This window comes from Alistipes sp. An54, assembly GCF_002159375.1.
GTDB lineage: Bacteria > Bacteroidota > Bacteroidia > Bacteroidales > Rikenellaceae > Alistipes > Alistipes megaguti.
On record NZ_NFIA01000005.1, the window covers coordinates 1 to 16,325 of the forward strand.

At 63.6% G+C, this 16,325-nt stretch carries 12 protein-coding genes and 1 other RNA gene; 10 read left to right on the forward strand and 3 right to left on the reverse strand.

The window, feature by feature from the left end; all coding sequences use genetic code 11:
• Positions 1–146: 146 nt before the first annotated feature.
• From B5G09_RS06000 to B5G09_RS06025, 6 genes are all read left to right on the forward strand, one after another.
• Positions 147–2,768, forward strand: a complete 2,622-nt coding sequence (locus B5G09_RS06000; RefSeq protein ID WP_087404464.1) for a UvrD-helicase domain-containing protein — start codon at positions 147–149, stop codon at positions 2,766–2,768.
• 143 nt (positions 2,769–2,911) lie between these two features.
• On the forward strand, positions 2,912–3,820 hold the full coding sequence (locus B5G09_RS06005) for a glycosyltransferase (protein ID WP_087404595.1): 909 nt from the start codon (positions 2,912–2,914) through the stop codon (positions 3,818–3,820).
• Positions 3,817–4,500, forward strand: a complete 684-nt coding sequence (nth, locus tag B5G09_RS06010) for an endonuclease III (RefSeq protein WP_087404465.1) — start codon at positions 3,817–3,819, stop codon at positions 4,498–4,500. Before B5G09_RS06005 ends, nth begins: the two co-directional genes overlap by 4 nt.
• Positions 4,501–5,035: 535 nt before the next feature.
• Positions 5,036–6,067: a DHH family phosphoesterase gene (locus tag B5G09_RS06015; protein WP_087404466.1), complete on the forward strand. Its 1,032-nt coding sequence runs from the start codon at positions 5,036–5,038 to the stop codon at positions 6,065–6,067.
• A 5-nt stretch (positions 6,068–6,072) separates the two neighbouring features.
• Entirely contained in the window at positions 6,073–6,960 is an 888-nt protein-coding gene (locus B5G09_RS06020; RefSeq protein WP_087404596.1) for a LysR family transcriptional regulator, read from the forward strand.
• Positions 6,961–7,193: 233 nt separating this feature from the next.
• Complete coding sequence (locus tag B5G09_RS06025; RefSeq protein ID WP_087404467.1) at positions 7,194–8,285, forward strand: YeiH family protein; 1,092 nt, start codon at positions 7,194–7,196, stop codon at positions 8,283–8,285.
• An 88-nt stretch (positions 8,286–8,373) separates the two neighbouring features.
• On the opposite strand, the gene B5G09_RS06030 is transcribed toward B5G09_RS06025, so the two are convergent.
• Positions 8,374–8,943: a GNAT family N-acetyltransferase gene (locus tag B5G09_RS06030; protein ID WP_087309599.1), complete on the reverse strand. Its 570-nt coding sequence runs from the start codon at positions 8,941–8,943 to the stop codon at positions 8,374–8,376.
• A 278-nt stretch (positions 8,944–9,221) separates the two neighbouring features.
• Between B5G09_RS06030 and rnpB the strand changes: the two genes are divergently transcribed.
• An RNA gene (rnpB, locus tag B5G09_RS06035) (RNase P RNA component class A) lies at positions 9,222–9,638 on the forward strand.
• 66 nt (positions 9,639–9,704) lie between these two features.
• On the opposite strand, the gene B5G09_RS06040 is transcribed toward rnpB, so the two are convergent.
• Complete coding sequence (locus B5G09_RS06040; protein WP_087309598.1) at positions 9,705–10,967, reverse strand: anaerobic sulfatase-maturation protein; 1,263 nt, start codon at positions 10,965–10,967, stop codon at positions 9,705–9,707.
• 104 nt (positions 10,968–11,071) lie between these two features.
• Here B5G09_RS06040 and B5G09_RS06045 point away from each other — a divergent pair, with 104 nt between their 5' ends.
• Both B5G09_RS06045 and B5G09_RS06050 read left to right on the forward strand, forming a co-directional pair.
• Positions 11,072–13,201, forward strand: coding sequence for a Tex family protein (locus tag B5G09_RS06045; protein WP_087404468.1), 2,130 nt, complete (start codon positions 11,072–11,074; stop codon positions 13,199–13,201).
• 159 nt (positions 13,202–13,360) lie between these two features.
• Positions 13,361–14,209: an AraC family transcriptional regulator gene (locus B5G09_RS06050; protein WP_087404469.1), complete on the forward strand. Its 849-nt coding sequence runs from the start codon at positions 13,361–13,363 to the stop codon at positions 14,207–14,209.
• Between the two features lie 90 nt (positions 14,210–14,299).
• Here B5G09_RS06050 and B5G09_RS06055 read toward each other — a convergent pair whose 3' ends face one another.
• On the reverse strand, positions 14,300–14,530 hold the full coding sequence (locus B5G09_RS06055) for a hypothetical protein (RefSeq protein WP_087404470.1): 231 nt from the start codon (positions 14,528–14,530) through the stop codon (positions 14,300–14,302).
• A 356-nt stretch (positions 14,531–14,886) separates the two neighbouring features.
• On the opposite strand from B5G09_RS06055, the gene aspA reads away from it, so the two are divergent.
• The gene (gene aspA / locus B5G09_RS06060) at positions 14,887–16,320 is read left to right on the forward strand and encodes an aspartate ammonia-lyase (protein ID WP_087404471.1); all 1,434 of its coding nucleotides are present in this window, start codon (positions 14,887–14,889) and stop codon (positions 16,318–16,320) included.
• Positions 16,321–16,325 lie beyond the last annotated feature (5 nt).

The window sequence follows — 16,325 nt, forward strand, 5'->3', positions numbered from 1 at the left end:
GGCTTCGGGCGAGGGGGAGGGGGGGGGAGGGAGTCGGAGCGGCGCACCGGGAGTTGCGGCTGCATTCCGGCACACCCCGCCCCGCGGAAAGAAATAGTGACCCCTGAGGGAAAATTCTTCGTCGAATTCTTATTACCTTTGCGGTCATGGAATCCAACGAATCACCGATACTGCAGGGGCTCAATCCGGCCCAGCGGGCGGCGGTCGTCAACTACGACTCGCCGTCACTCATCATAGCGGGGGCGGGCTCCGGAAAGACCCGCGTGCTCACCTCGCGCATCGCCTACATGATCGAACAGGGGGTCAAGCCGTGGAACATCCTGGCGCTGACCTTCACCAACAAGGCCGCCGAGCAGATGCGCGAACGCATTGCCGGAATGCTGCCCGACAACCGCAGCCGATACATCCGCATGGGAACGTTCCACTCGGTCTTTTCACGCATCCTGCGCGAGAATGCCGAACGGATCGGATTCTCGGAGTCGTTCACCATCTACGACTCGTCGGACAGCCGGAACCTGCTCAAGACTCTCATCCGCGAGATGAACCTCCCGGACGAACGGTACAAGCCGGCCTCGATCGCCTCGCGCATCTCGCTGGCCAAGAACAAGCTCATCACCCCGGGGGCCTATCTGGCCAACGCGTCGCTGGCGGCCGAGGACCGGCAGATGCAGATCCCCGAATTCGGCCATCTGTACAACACCTACTGCCAGCGCTGCAAGCACAACGGCGCGATGGACTTCGACGATCTGCTGCTGCAGACCAACATCCTGCTGCGCGACTGCCCCGACGTGCTGGCCCGCTACCAGGAACTGTTCCAGTACATTCTGGTCGACGAGTACCAGGACACCAACTACGCGCAGTATGTCATCATCCGGCGGTTGTCGCAGCACCACTCGAAGGTGTGCGTCGTGGGCGACGACGCGCAGTCGATCTACTCGTTCCGCGGGGCGAAGATCGAGAACATCCTCTCGTTCCGCAACGACTACCCCGATGCACAGGTCTTCAAGCTGGAGCAGAACTACCGCTCGACGCGCACGATCGTCGAGGCGGCCAACTCGGTCATCGTCCACAACTCGAAGCGCATGGAGAAGAACTGCTTCTCCGAAGGACCCCGCGGCGAGAAGATCCGCATCCTGAAGGCCTACACCGACCGCGAGGAGGCCGAGATGGTGGTCTCGGACCTGCGCGACAAGGTGCGCGCCGCAGGCGACGAGTGGTCCGAGGCGGTGATCCTCTACCGCACGAACAACCAGTCGGCCGTACTGGAGGACAACCTCCGCCGCCACGGAATCCCCTACCGCATCTACAAGGGCTCGTCGTTCTACGACCACAAGGAGATCAAGGACATGATGGCCTACATCCGGCTGGTGATCAACCCGCGCGACGACGAGGCCTTCCGCCGCATCGTCAACTACCCGGCGCGCGGCATCGGCGACACGACCGTGCAGCGGATCGCCGATCTGGCCGCCGCACACGGCGTCTCGATGTGGGAGGCGGTCGACGCGCTGGCGGCCCGGCCGACGACCGACGCCGTGCAGCGGGCCATCGCCCGCAAGGTGACCGAGTTCGTCGGGATGATCCGTTCGCTGTCGCTCTCGCGGGCGGACAAGAGCCTCTACGACTTCGGTCTGGAGGTGGCCACCCGTTCGGGGATCATCGCCGCCTACCGCGCCGAGAACACCCCCGAGGCGACTTCGGCGTTGGACAACATCGAGGAGCTGCTCAACTCGATGCAGGAGTTCAAGGAGCGTTGCGACGCCGAGATCCGCAACGGCGAACGCCAACCCGAGGACGAGGCGACGGTCGAGGAGTGGCTGCAGAACATGATGCTCATGTCGGACATGGACAAGGACGACCCCGAGAGCAGCAACAAGGTAACCCTGATGACGGTCCACTCGGCCAAGGGGCTTGAATACAAATATGTCTATATCGTCGGCATGGAGGAGAACCTCTTCCCCTCGCAACGTGCGGCGGAGTCGCCCGACGGCATCGAGGAGGAGCGGCGCCTGTTCTACGTGGCGCTGACGCGGGCCAAGGTCTCGGCGACGATCTCCTATGCCGAGATGCGCTTCAAGTGGGGCAACATGGAGTTTTCGCGTCCGAGCTGCTTCCTGCGCGAGATCGACCCGCGCTACGTCGAGTATGAGGCGGACCCCGACGAGGAGCAGGAGCGCCGTCCCGGCAGCGACGGCTCGTCGGCCATCGACGAACTGCGCCGCCGCTTTGACTACCGTTTCCAGCAGCAGCGCCAGGGCTTGCGCCCCGGCAGCGGAGCGCCGAACGGCTTCGGCCGCAGCGGAGGCGCCCCCTCGGGCACGTCGGGCTCCTACGGCCGCGGCGGAGGCTATGGCGGCGGATCGGAAGCCCGGCGGGCGGGCTTCGGCGGCGGGTACGGAGCCTCGCGCAGTACCTGCGGCACGCGGCCGGAGGGCGAATCGGGCCCGGCGCGCCACTTTGCCCGGGCCACGCAGCCGCAACAACCGTCGGGACGTCCCGACCCGGCACTGGTCGAGCCGCTGCGCACCTCGACCGAGGGGATGCGGCGTGTCGGCGTGCGGCCGGCTGCGGCAGCCGATGCGGGAGCCCCCGCAGGCGGCGCCCCGACGGGCGGATATGTCGTGGGGCAGCGGGTCGAACACCCGAAGTTCGGCGTCGGCATCGTCGAGCGCATCGAGACCCTGGCGACGGATCACAAACTGGTGGTGCGCTTCGACAATGCGGGCGAGAAGACCCTGCTGGCGAAGTTCGCCAAACTGACCAAACTCTGAAACCCATGGAGGAGAAGATACGGCAAACGGAGGCGGCCCCGACAACCCCGGCGGCCCCGGCAACCCCGGCGGCCCCGGCGGTCCTGGCAACTCCGGCAACCCCGGCGGCCCCGGCATCACAAACGCCGCTGGTGTCGGTCTGCATGACCACCTACAACCACGAGCGATATCTGGCCCGCTCCATCGAGAGCGTCCTCGAACAGCGCACGACGTTCGGCGTCGAACTGGTGCTGGGCGAGGACTGCAGCACGGACTCCACGCGGGAGATCTGCATGACGTACGCCGCCCGCTATCCGGAGCGCATCCGACTGGTGACCTCGGACGAAAACGTCGGCTGGCGGGCCAACTACCGACGCACCTTCGAGGCGTGCCGCGGAGAGTATGTCGCCTATCTGGACGGCGACGACTGGTGGTGCGACCCCTCGAAGCTGCAGCGGCAGGTCGAACGGATGGAGGCGGACCCCGGCTGCGGGATGTGCTACACGCGGGCCTCGAACTACTGGCAGGCCGACGACCGCACGGAACCCGACCATCCGCAGCATTACACCGATTTCGACCACCTGCTCTGCAGCCTGACCATCGCCAACTGCGCCACGCTGGCCCGCCGCGAACTGATCGCCCGCTACTACGCGGAGGTACGCCCCGAGGAGCATCCCGAATGGATGACCGACGATGCTCCGATGTGGCTCTGGTTCTCGGTCCGCAGCCGCATCGCCTTTCTGACCGAGATCACGGCGGTCCACCGCCGCCTGCCCGACAGCGTGAGCCACAGCTCGGCCTATCGCCGGCGGATCGCCTTCTGCGACTCGCTCATGGAGATCAGCCTCTGGTTCGAGCGGCACTACGGCACGGGGCGCAACCGCTTCCGCATCCTGCGGCGCCGTTCGTCGGTGGCGCTGTGGGTCCTCTCGTGGGAGGGGAGCGTCGGCGAGTATCTGGCGCGCTGGTGGAGCGACGTGCGCCGCTGTCCGCGGCTGCTGCTCTGTCCCGAAGGGCCGGGGCTGCTGGTCAAGAAGATCCTCTTCCGACGTCATAAAACCAGAAAACCATGACAACCCAGGAACGTTACGAAGGCATCATCGCCTGGTTCTCGGAGCACATGCCCGTGGCCGAGAGCGAACTCCACTACGAAAACCCCTACCAGCTGCTGGTGGCCGTGGTTCTCTCGGCGCAGTGCACCGACAAGCGGGTCAACATGACCACCCCGGCGCTGTTCGAGGCCTTCCCCACGCCGCAGGCCATGGCCGCCGCCTCGGCCGAGGAGATCTTCCCCTACATCCGCAGCATCTCCTACCCGAACAACAAGGCGCGCAATCTGGCCGCCATGGCACGCAAGCTCTGCGCGGATTTCGGCGGCGAGGTGCCGAGCGATCTCGAAGCGCTGCAGACCCTGCCGGGCGTTGGCCGCAAGACGGCCAACGTGCTGGGAGCCGTACTGTGGCAGAAGCAGGTGATGCCGGTCGACACGCACGTCTTCCGCGTCTCGGAGCGCATCGGACTGACGACGCGTTCGAAAACCCCGCTGCAGACCGAACTGACCCTCGAAAAAAACATCCCCGGGCCGTTGCTGCCCATTGCCCACCACTGGCTGATCCTTCACGGACGTTACGTCTGCACGGCGCGGGCCCCGAAGTGCACGGAGTGCGGCATTGCGGCGTGGTGCCGGTGGCATGCCTCCGCGCAGAAGAGGCGCACGACCGATGACAAACCGACAAAACAATCCTCGAAATGACGGAAAACACCCTGCTGAAAAAGCTCATCCGGGGAGCATCACTGCTGATGCTGCTGACCGGTGCGGGATGCACCGATCAGGCCCGCCGGGAAGACTCCGCACAGCAATGACGAAACGGAGATCACGCTCGGAAGCGAACAGGAGCTCAAGGAGTGGATGTTCGACTACATGAAGGGGAATTACCTGTGGAACGATGCCGTGAAGCAGGTGACACCCGATTATGCGCTCGGTTACCAGGCGCTTCTGGAGAGGATTCTCCTGGACGTTGCCGCGCAGGACGATGTCAACCACGACGACGGTCTGACGGCCCTGGCCCTGGAGTGGATCGACTCGGGACAGAAACCCGACGTGAAAACCCGTGCAACAGCGGCTCCCCGACTCCATGCCCTCCCGATCCCCGGCAGAAGGCTCCAGGGCTCCATCGTGGAGCGGAATCCCGGAAGCCGACAGGCGGCGGAACACCCCGAATCGGAAGTCGGTTTGCTATGTCTCTCTTTTTTTGTATCTTTGCCGGACCCACCAACGCGTAACTCCGATGGAACTGTCGAAAGAGCATATCATACGCCTGCGGGAACTGCTTGCACGCCCCGCACAGCATGTCGTCATCCTGTCTCATACCAACCCCGACGGGGATGCCGTCGGATCGTCGCTCGCCTGGGCCGAAGTGCTGCGGGAAATGGGACACTCGGTCACCTGCATCGTCCCGAACAAGTACCCCTACTTCCTCGACTGGATGCCCGGCATCGCCGAAGTCGTGGTCTTCAAGACCGATACCGAAGGCCGGGCAGCACGGGCCGTGGCCGAGGCCGACATCCTCTTCTGTTTGGATTTCAACGCCATCTCGCGGCTCGAAAACCTCAGCCAGACCATCGAGGAGAACACCTCGGCCGTGCGGGTGCTGATCGACCACCACCTCTCGCCGACCGAAGGCTTCGACCTGGCCTTCTCACACCCCGATTCGTCGAGCACCTGCTTCCTGGTCTACACCATCATCGAGGCGCTGTGCGGTACGCAGGCCATCACGCGCAGCATGGCCGAACTGCTCTACGTCGGCATGATGACCGATACGGGCAACTTCGCCTTCTCGTTCCTTACGCCCGAGCTGTTCCGCGCCGTGGCCGTCCTCATCGAGAAGGGAATCGACATCCCCACGATCCATAACAACGTCTACAACGCCTACACCGAAGGCCGCGCCCGCCTGTTCGGCTACGCCATCAACCGCAAGATGCAGATCATCCAGAACGGCACGGTGGCCTACATGTCGCTGCTCGAAGGTGAGATGCGCCGCTTCCAGTTCCAGCAGGGCGACAGCGAGGGTTTCGTCAACTATGCCCTGACGATCAAGTCGGTCAAGATGTCGGCCATGTTCCTGGCCCACCGCAAGTTCATCCGCGTCTCGCTGCGGTCACGCGGCGACGTGGACGTCAACCTCTTCGCCCGCAAATACTTCAACGGCGGCGGCCACAAGAATGCCGCCGGCGGCAAGTCGTTCGTCTCGATGCGCGAGACGATCGACCACTACATTCGCTCCGTGGCGGAGTTTGCCGCCGAAGGCCATCTGGGTTGACGGCCATGGACGACTTCCGACTCAAGGTCTTCATCACGGCGGCCCGGACGCTGAGCTTCACACGCACGGCCGAGCAGCTGGACATCTCGCAGCCGGCCGTCAGCAAACACATCGGCGAACTGGAGGCCCGTTACGAAGTGCAGCTCTTCACCCGCCGGGGAAGCCGGCTGGAACTCACCGACGCAGGCCGTACGCTGCTCGACGCGGCCGAACGCGTGGCCGACGACTACCGCCGTCTGGAGTACGAAATGAGCCTCTGCACGGGCCAGACCGAGGGCGAACTGCGCCTCGGAGCCAGTACAACCATTGCGCAATACCTCCTGCCGCCGATTCTGGCGCGCTTTACGGCCCGCTTCCCGAAGGTGCGCCTCTCGCTCCTCTCGGGCAACAGCGGTCAGGTCGAACAGGCGTTGGACGACCATCGGATCGACCTGGGGCTGGTCGAGAGCGTCAGCCGCCGGCAGGGTCTCCACTACACGCTGTTCCGACCCGACGAACTGGTGCTGGTGGCGCGTCCCGCAGGGCGTTACGCCCGCACCGAGACGGTAACTCCCGAGACGCTGTGCCGCATCCCGCTGGTGCTGCGCGAAAACGGCTCGGGAACCCTCGAGGTAATCTCCGCGGCGCTGGCCGAACGGGGCATCCGCCTCTCGCAGCTGCACGTCGTCATGCGAATGGGGTCGACCGAGGGAATCAAGGGCTTCGTGCGCAACAGCGACGCCATGGCCATCGTCTCGGCCTTCTCGGTGGTCGACGAACTGCGCAGCGGTGCGCTGCGGATCGTCGATCTGGAGGGTCTCACGCTGCTGCGCGACTTCGTCTTCGTCCACAGCGAAGCCCATCCGGCACGGCTCGTGCGCCAGTTCATGGAGTTCGCTCTGGCAAACCTCTGAAGGATCGCCCGGTTCTTCCACCTCTCGAGTCCTCTTCCAGCACGAACCGGCCGTCCCGGCAAAACCGCCTCACCACGACGCCTGTTTTCGTCCCGGCAAATCGCTCCGCTTCCGGCCTTTGTCCGTTCTGTTCGACCTCGTTATAACCTGAAGTTATCAAAGATAACTCCTACTTGTTTGGTATCTCGATAAAAGGTGCGATCTTTGCGGCCGGAAAAAGAAAAAGTTATCGCATGTTGGAAAAAGGCAATCGGGCAAACACCCTCCACGGCATTCTGCTGATCGCATTGTTCTCGTTCGCGGCGTTCTATATCGCCAGCTTCCCCATCGTCAAGCGGCTCTCGTTCAGCCCGCTGATCGTCGGTATCGTGCTGGGCATGCTCTATGCCAACAGCCTGCGCAACAAACTCCCCGAGACGTGGGTCCCGGGCATCAAGTTCTGCACGAAACAGGTGCTGCGCTGGGGTATCATCCTCTACGGTTTCCGTCTGACGCTGGCTCAGGTGGCCGCCGTGGGCGTTCCGGCCGTGGTCGTCGACCTGGTGGTGGTTGTGGTGACGATCCTCGGCGGCGTACTGCTGGGCCGTCTGCTGAAGATCGACCGCGACACAGCGCTGATGACCTCCACGGGAAGCGCCATCTGCGGTGCGGCCGCCGTGCTGGGCGCCGAACCCGTAGTCAAGTGCGAAGGCTACAAGACCGCCATCGCCGTCTCGACGGTGGTTATCTTCGGAACCCTCTCAATGTTCCTCTACCCGATCATGTACCGCACGGGAATGCTCGACGGACTCTCGGATACGGGCGTGGCCATCTACACGGGCAGCACGCTCCACGAGGTGGCCCACGTCGCCGGGGCGGGCAACGCCATGGACCCGACCGACTCGCTGGGCATTGCCGGCACGGCCACCATCACGAAGATGATCCGCGTGATGATGCTGGCTCCGGTGCTGGTGGTGATGAGTCTGGCGCTGGCCGGACGCCGCCGCCGGGAGGATGCCGCCGCCGTTGCCGAGGGCGCCAAGGCCGAAAAGAGCCGCATCACGATTCCGTGGTTCGCCTTCGGATTCATCGCCGTCATCTGTCTCAACTCGCTGCTGCAGCACTGGTGCGGCGTGGAGAGCGTGCGCGAGATCCCGCTCAACGGCACGATCGAATACATCGACACCTTCATGCTGACGATGGCCATGACGGCACTGGGCACCGAGACGAGCCTCGACAAGTTCCGCCAGGCGGGTGCCAAACCCTTCGTACTGGCCGGGCTGCTCTACGTATGGCTCGTCGTGGGGGGCTACTTCCTCACGAAGTGGGTCGTCGGAATGATGTAGGCGGCCCCGCACCACTGCGCAAATCGCGAAAAGTCCGACAGAGAGTCTGCCGGACTTTTTTTGTGACCGTACCCCCTGCCGCCGCCGTTCAGTCGATGCGCGGCAGTGCGGGGTTCTCGTGATCGGAGTAGCTCAGCACGTGCCCGCGGATGAAGTCGGCGAAGCGGCGCGCTTCCCGGTCGGTGAGCGGCTCGGGACGGCTCATCAACACCAGACGGTGGGGATGGAACGGACTCCGGTACGAAGGATGGACGTAATTGTAGGGATTGGCGACGAAGCCCAGCCGTTCGTAGAAGTGCAGCCGGCGGATCGAGACCGTATCCTCGGGCGGATCGATCTCCAGGATGACCCGCCGGTCGCGGCAGAAGGCCTCCAGGGCCCGCGATCCGAGATGCTGCCCGCGCAGGTGCGGCGACACGGCCAGGTGCTCGACGTAGTGGAATCCGTCGGACGTCCAGTGGAAGAGCAGCCCGACGAAGGCTCCGTCGAGGAGGATGGCGTCGGCTTCGAAGGCCGGATCGGCGAAAGCCCGGTCATAGGACGAAGCGTCCCAGCGTTCGCAGGCGGGAAACGAGGCTTCGTAAAGGGCCCAGGCTTCGGACCACGACCGGTCCTGCCGCGAGCGGAAGGGGATGAATTGCAGTTCGGAGTGATGCATGATGGCTCGTTTTTCCGCTAAGATACATCAAATTTTCCGAAAAACCAGAAACCGGCCGCCTATACGCCGGTTCCGTCCCTGGGGCTCACGTTCGACATGAAGTTTGACCGGGGCACATGGAGAACCGGCTCTTCCCCGATGGCGGAGCGGGAACCTGGATCGACATCGAGTCGGCGCCGGGAAGCGATTGGTCCAACATGGCCAATGCAGACGAAAGGCAAAAGGCGAAAAGAGCACGTTCCGCCGCAGGAATTCCCCGAAAAATCCCTATCTTTGCCCCGCAGGTCCGCTCTGTCGCTGCCGGCCGTCGGCCGGGGGAGGAAAGTCCGGGCAACGCAGAGCACCACGCAAGCTAACGACTTGATGGCCGTGAGGTCATGGGAGCGTAACAGAAAATAACCGCCGGTAAAGGCGTCCGGGCAAGGCCCCGTCCCGCAGGGAGGGGTGTCTGCGACCCGGAATTTCCGACCGGTAAGGGTGAAAAGGCGGGGTAAGAGCCCACCGCGGAGGCAGTGATGTCGTCCGGCCGTACGTCCCGTGGGTTGCAAGACCGTGTATACCGGCAATTAAGGGTTGCTCGCCCGATGCCGGGGGGTAGGTTGCTGGAGGCGGCAGGTGACTGCCGTCGTAGATAAATGACAGAGGCCCGGGGCTCGCTCCGGGAACAGAACCCGGCTTACAGGACCTGCACGTAAAAAGGGCGCCTCTTCGGTGTGAAGAGGCGCCCTTTTCGATTCCGGACCGACTCCCGAAGGCCCGGGTCACATCAGCCCCATCCGCTTGCGGGCAAAGGGGATGACCCACGCCGGTGACTGCTGTCTGGACAGCAGATCGCGCATGTAATCCATATAGGGCTCCACGTGGCGGAAGTAGCGGAACAGCCCCTCGCAGAGCGAATTCTTGCGGCAGCCGTCCGCGCCCGTCTCGAAGCGGTGTTTCGGGCACTCGCCCCGGCAGGCGAAATAGTATTTGCAGCGCAGGCATTCGGCCGGCAGCGCGTTGCGCTTCGCCAGGCCGAAGTCGCGGCGCTTCTTCGAGCGGTAGATCTCCGCAAGGGTCGTCTCGCGGATGTTGCCCAGCAGGTATTCCGGGTAGACGAAATGGTCGCACGAGTAGACGTCGCCGTTGTGCTCGACGACCAGCGCGTCGCCGCACGTCTCGCCCATCGAGCAGACCCCCGGCTGCACGCCGCACCACTGCGCCAGCGTGGCGTCGAACATCTGCACGAAGGTACGCCCCACGTCGCTCACAACCCATTCGTCGAAAATATCACACAGGAAGCGGCCGTATCCCCCGGCCGTCACGGACCATTCGGCCAGCCGCGCCCCCTCGCGCTCGGGCGAAACGATCAGCGGGCGGTGGAAACCCTCGACGTCGACGACGTGTTCGACGGCCGGCAGGAACTGCATGTAACGGCTGTGCACCTCGTCGCGGAAAAAGCGGTAAATCTCCGCGCCACGCCCCTCGCACAGCCGGTTCACGACACTCAGCGTATTGTATTCCACGCCGCCGTGCCGGAACATCGAAATCGTCTGCATGACCCGTTCGAAGGTCGGCCGACCGCCCTTCGTCACGCGGAACGCGTCGTGGATATCCTGCGGACCGTCGAGCGAGATCCCCACCAGAAAGTTGTTCGCGGCGAAGAGTTCGCACCACGCCTCGTCGACCAGCGTGCCGTTGGTCTGCAGCGTATTTTCGATCCGCTTGCCGTCGGCATACTTTTCCTGAAGGGCCATGGCTTTCCGGTAGAAATCGATTCCCAGCAGCAGCGGCTCGCCGCCGTGCCAGCAGAACTGCACCGTATCGACCTCGTTGGCCTCGATATACTGGCGGATGTAGCGTTCGAGCAGTTCGTCGCTCATGACGGCCTGCCGGCCGCCGTACTGCACGGCCTTGTCCAGGTAGTAGCAGTAGTGGCAGTCGAGGTTGCAGGTCGAGCCCGCGGGTTTGAGCATCGTCGTGAAGGCCACCGGCCCCACCTGCTTCTCGGCATCCCGGAAGGTGAAGATATCCTTGTTTTTCATCGACGGAGGTCTTTTCGGTGTCGTTTTTCCAGCCCCAAATATACGAAAAAGGAGGCGACGAACCCGCAAAAAACGCTATCTTTATCCCCTCAAAAACGCCAATCATGCCGCAAACCACCCTTGAGGAGATCATCTCCCGTCAGTTGCAAATCGCCCTGCCCCGGGTCGAAGGGGCCGTCCGCCTGTTGCGCGAAGGGGCCACCATCCCCTTCATCAGCCGCTACCGCAAGGAGGCCACCGGCTCGCTCGACGAGGTACAGGTGGCCGCCATCCGGGAGCAGCTCGAACGCCTCACCGAACTCGAAGCCCGCAAACGCACCATTCTCGAGACGATCCAGAGCCAGGGAGCCCTGACCGACGAACTGCGCCGCCGGATCGAGGAGTGCTGGGAGGCCGCTCCGCTCGAGGATCTCTATCTCCCGTACCGCCCCAAACGCCGCACGCGGGCCACGATCGCCCGCGAACGGGGGCTCGAACCGCTGGCCGACCTGCTCCAGGGACAGCGCACCCCGTCGCTCGAACGCGAAGCCCGGCGATTTGTCACGGCCGAGGTGCCGACCGTGGAGGAGGCCCTGGCCGGGGCCTGTGACATCGCGGCCGAACGCATGGCCGAGGACGACCACGCCCGGGCCGCCCTGCGGCGGATCTTCGCCCGCGAAGGGGTGATCCGTTCGCGGGTCGTACGCGGCAAGGAGGAGGCCGGTGTCAAGTATGCGGACTACTTCGACGCCTCGGCTCCCCTGCGCAGCATCGCCTCGCACCGCTATCTGGCCATGCACCGCGGCGAGGAGGAGGGCTTTCTGCGTGTCGGGATCGAAGTCGATGCGGAGCGCTGCACCGGAGAGTTGCGCCGCCGCTTCATCCGGCAGGGATCAACCACCCGCCGATGGATGGAGGCGGCCGTCGCCGATGCGTTCAAGCGGCTGATCCGCCCCTCGCTCGAGACCGAACAGCTCACCGCGGCCAAGGAGCGCGCCGACGACGAGGCAATCCGGATCTTCGCCGAGAATCTGCGCCAGCTGCTGCTGGCTTCGCCCCTGGGGCAGAAGCGCGTGATCGCCCTCGATCCGGGTTTCCGCACCGGCTGCAAGGTGGTCGTTCTCGACTCGCAGGGCAACCTGCTCCACCACACGGCAATCTTCCCCCATCCGCCGCAGAACCGCCGCGAAGAGGCCGCCGCGACGCTCCGCACACTGGCCCGACGCTACCACACGGAGGCCTTCGCCGTGGGCGACGGAACGGCCGGCCGCGAAACGCTCCAACTGGTGCGCGAACTCGGGATCGAAGGGGTTGAGGTCTTCGCCGTGAGCGAGGACGGCGCCTCGGTCTACTCCGCTTCGGCCACGGCCCGCGAGGAGTTCCCGGATCAGGACGTCACGGTGCGCGGCGCCATCAGCATCGGACGACGGCTGATCGACCCGCTGTCGGAGCTGGTCAAGATCGATCCCAAGTCGATCGGCGTGGGGCAGTATCAGCACAGCGTCGACCAGACGAAACTCCGCAACCGACTGCAGGCCGTCGTCGAAAGCTGCGTCAACAGCGTCGGGATCAACATCAACACGGCCTCGAAACACATCCTCACCTACGTATCGGGGCTGGGACCGGCGCTGGCCGAGAAGATCGTCGCCTACCGCGCCGTCCACGGCGACTTCCCCACACGGCGGGCACTGCTGCAGGTGCCGAGGCTCGGAGCCCGGGCCTTCGAACAGGCGGCCGGGTTCCTGCGGGTGGTCGGCGGCGAGAATCCGCTCGACAACAGCGCCGTGCACCCCGAATCGTACCGCATCGTCGAACGCATGGCCAAAGACCGGGGCGTCAGTGTCGAACGCCTGCTGGAGGATCGTTCGCTGCGCGAGGGAATCGAGCCCGAACGGTATGTCGACGAGCGCGTCGGGCTGCCCACCGTGCGCGACATCCTCGAGGCGCTGGACAAACGCGGGCTCGATACCCGTCAGCCGCTTCACGGCTTCGCATTCGCCCCGGACGTCCACTCGATCGACGACCTGCGCCCCGGAATGGTGCTGCCCGGCATCGTCACGAACATCACCGCCTTCGGAGCCTTCGTCGACGTGGGGGTCAAGCAGGACGGACTGGTTCATGTCTCGCAGCTGGCCAACCGCTACGTCGCCTCGCCGGCCGATGTTGTCCGGCTGGGACAGCAGGTCGAAGTGCGCGTCACGGGGGTTGACACCCTCCGCGGGCGAATCTCGCTCTCGATGCGCCACAACGGCTGACACCCTCTCCGCACCCTCGAGAAGAGGAGTCGGCGCACGGAAGAAACTTCCGGGAACCACCTGCCGGAAGAGTCAAAAGATCAGCCATTTTTTGAAAAAGAGCCTCTAAACAAAATGTTTCTCATTCCGGCTCTCTATTTTTGTAAAAAAGAGCCCAGGATGGAACGACTCGACGTTTTCAAGGATTCGAACGTATGGATCGCAAGCTACTTTTCGGATGATTGCAGTTGCGCCCACGAGAATAACGAGCACACGCTGATCTATCTCTGTTCGGGATTGCTCGAAATCGAAGAACGCGGACACAGAACGCCTCTTCGCACCGGGGAGTGCGCCTTCCTCCGTCGGGACAACCGTATCCGGCTTTGGAAACACGCCAACCCCCAACACCCCTATCACGCCATCGCCCTGAGATTCACGCGGAGTTTCCTGCGCGAATTCTACCTCACGCTCGACCCCTCGCAGATCCCCGCCGAATCCCGCCGCGACAAAACCAGTCTGCGGATCCTGCCCGCCCAAAGACCCGATATCCGGAATTTCTTCGAGTCGATCCAACCCTGTTTCAAAGCGGAAACCAAACCCGCGGAAGAGAAACTCAAACAGAGAATGGCCCAGGGTGTCCACCTCCTTCTCGAAACCGATCCGGCTCTCTATGCCTCACTCTTCGATTTCGTCGAACCCTGGAAGATCAACATCCTCGACTATCTGAACGAGAACTACATGTACGATCTATCGATGGGTCAGATCGCCGCCTACACGGGCCGTTCGCTGGCCTCCTTCAAACGCGACTTCGCCAAGGTGAGCGAACTCACTCCCCAGAAGTGGATCCTCGCCCGACGCCTCGAAGCCGCCCGCGACCTGATCCGCAAGGGAGGCCGCAAGATCTCGGAGATCTGTTTCGACGTGGGGTTCCGCAACCTCTCCCACTTCTCGAAGCTCTACAAGGCAACCTACGGCGTCGCTCCGAGCCGCGAGGTCATTCCCGATCCCCAGCCTCTTCCCGAGCCATAGCCTGTGCATCGCGTTCGAGCCCCGCACGGCTCTTGCTGACCGACACCAGGGAGACCCCGCCGAAGATCAGACAGACGGCCAGCCCCTTGGTCAGGTTGTCAGGTTGATCGTCGTCACACAGACGACGATGAAGAGAATGCCCAGCAGCACACGTCCCTTCAGGGCCTCCCATCGGGTGGCCATCAGATCGTCGTACGAGAAGGGCAGCGTGCAGAGAAAGGCGTAGGTGAACATCCACTTCATGATGGTGATGAGCGAGTAGCGGCTCACGAAATTCCCGATCGGCGAACACCGGCACTCGTTCTGCGCGATGGTCTGCATCGGCCGGGGGGGGGAAAAAGCGGCCGTTTCTATGTCCGCGAGGAGGGGTGTCGCGTACGGCAATGCCGCTATGAGGCGCATTCGCTCTTTCTGATCCCGCCCGACACGGTCCACTGCTTCACGATCGACACCTGCAGCGGGTATCTCTTCCGGCGCTTCCACGACATGACGCCGCCGGAGTTCCGCCGCCGGCACCGGAACACTCCGCCGGACATTGCCGGAGAGCCGGCGGAAACCGCTTCCCGGGACAAATGAACCGTTGATTGAAAATCGGCGCCGGGCATTGTTTTGTTGCCCGACTTGATGTATATTTGCTGAAAGCTCGATTTCGTTTTTTCGACAGAAACACAACGATCATGGACATCATGAACATCAAGCTGTCGGGCAAGACCCGGCGCGAACACGACCTGCTGGGCGAAATGGAGATCCCCGTCGAATACTATTTCGGCATCCAGACCATGCGGGCCGCGGACAATTTCCACATCAGCCGCGTACGGCTCAATTTCTTCCCCGAACTGATCCGCGCCCTGGCCGAGGTCAAGGAGGGGGCCGCACGGGCCAACCGGAACCTGGGGCTGCTCGATCCGCAGATCGCCGAGGCCATCGTCCGCGCCTGCGAGGAGCTGCGCGAGGGCAAACTCCGCGAACAGTTCGTCGTCGACATGGTGCAGGGCGGCGCCGGAACATCCACCAACATGAATGCCAACGAGGTAATCGCCAACCGCGCCCTCGAACTGCTGGGCCACACCAAGGGCGAGTACCCATACTGCCATCCGAACAACCACGTCAACCTCTCGCAGTCGACCAACGACGCCTATCCCACCTCGGTACGCATCGCCACGGTGCGCAGCATCGAGAAGCTCGTCGAGGCGCTCCGCCGGCTGATCGACGCCTTCCACGCCAAGGGCGCAGAGTTTGCCGGCGTCATCAAGATGGGCCGCACGCAACTGCAGGATGCCGTCCCGATGACCCTCGGGCAGGAGTTCGAGGCCTATGCCGCCACGCTGACCGAGGAGATCGACCGTCTCGAATCGAACATGCACCTCTTCTACGAGATCAACATGGGCGCCACGGCCATCGGTACGGGCATCAATGCAGACCCGGACTATGCCGCCCTCTGCACGAAACACCTCTGCCAGATCACCGGACTGCCGCTGCGCGAATCGTCGAACCTCGTCGAGGCGACGAGCGACACCGGCGCCTTCATCATGAACTCCTCGGCTCTGAAGCGGCTGGCCGTCAAGCTCTCGAAGATCTGCAACGACCTGCGGCTGCTCTCGTCCGGCCCGCGCTGCGGTCTGAACGAGATCAACCTCCCGCCACGTCAGCCCGGATCGTCGATCATGCCCGGTAAGGTCAACCCCGTCATTCCCGAGGTGGTCAATCAGGTGGCCTTCCGCGTCATCGGCAACGACCTGACCGTAACCTTCGCCGCCGAGGCCGGACAACTCGAACTGAACGTCATGGAGCCGATCATCGTCTATGCCCTCTTCGAGAGCATCGAGATGCTCATCCACGCCATCGACACCCTGCGCGAGAAGTGCATCGTCGGCATCACGGCCAACGAGGAGGTCTGCCGCCGCATGGTCCACGGCAGCATCGGGGTAGTCACGGCCCTGAACCCCTATCTGGGCTACGAGACCTCGAGCATGCTGGCCAAGGAGGCCCTCCAGACCGGCAAGGGTATCTACGAACTGGTGCTCGAGCACAAGCTGATGAGCCAGGAGGAGCTCGACAAGGTGCTCAGCCCCGAGCAGATGATCCATCCTCGCAAGCGCGTCGAAGAGTAGACGCC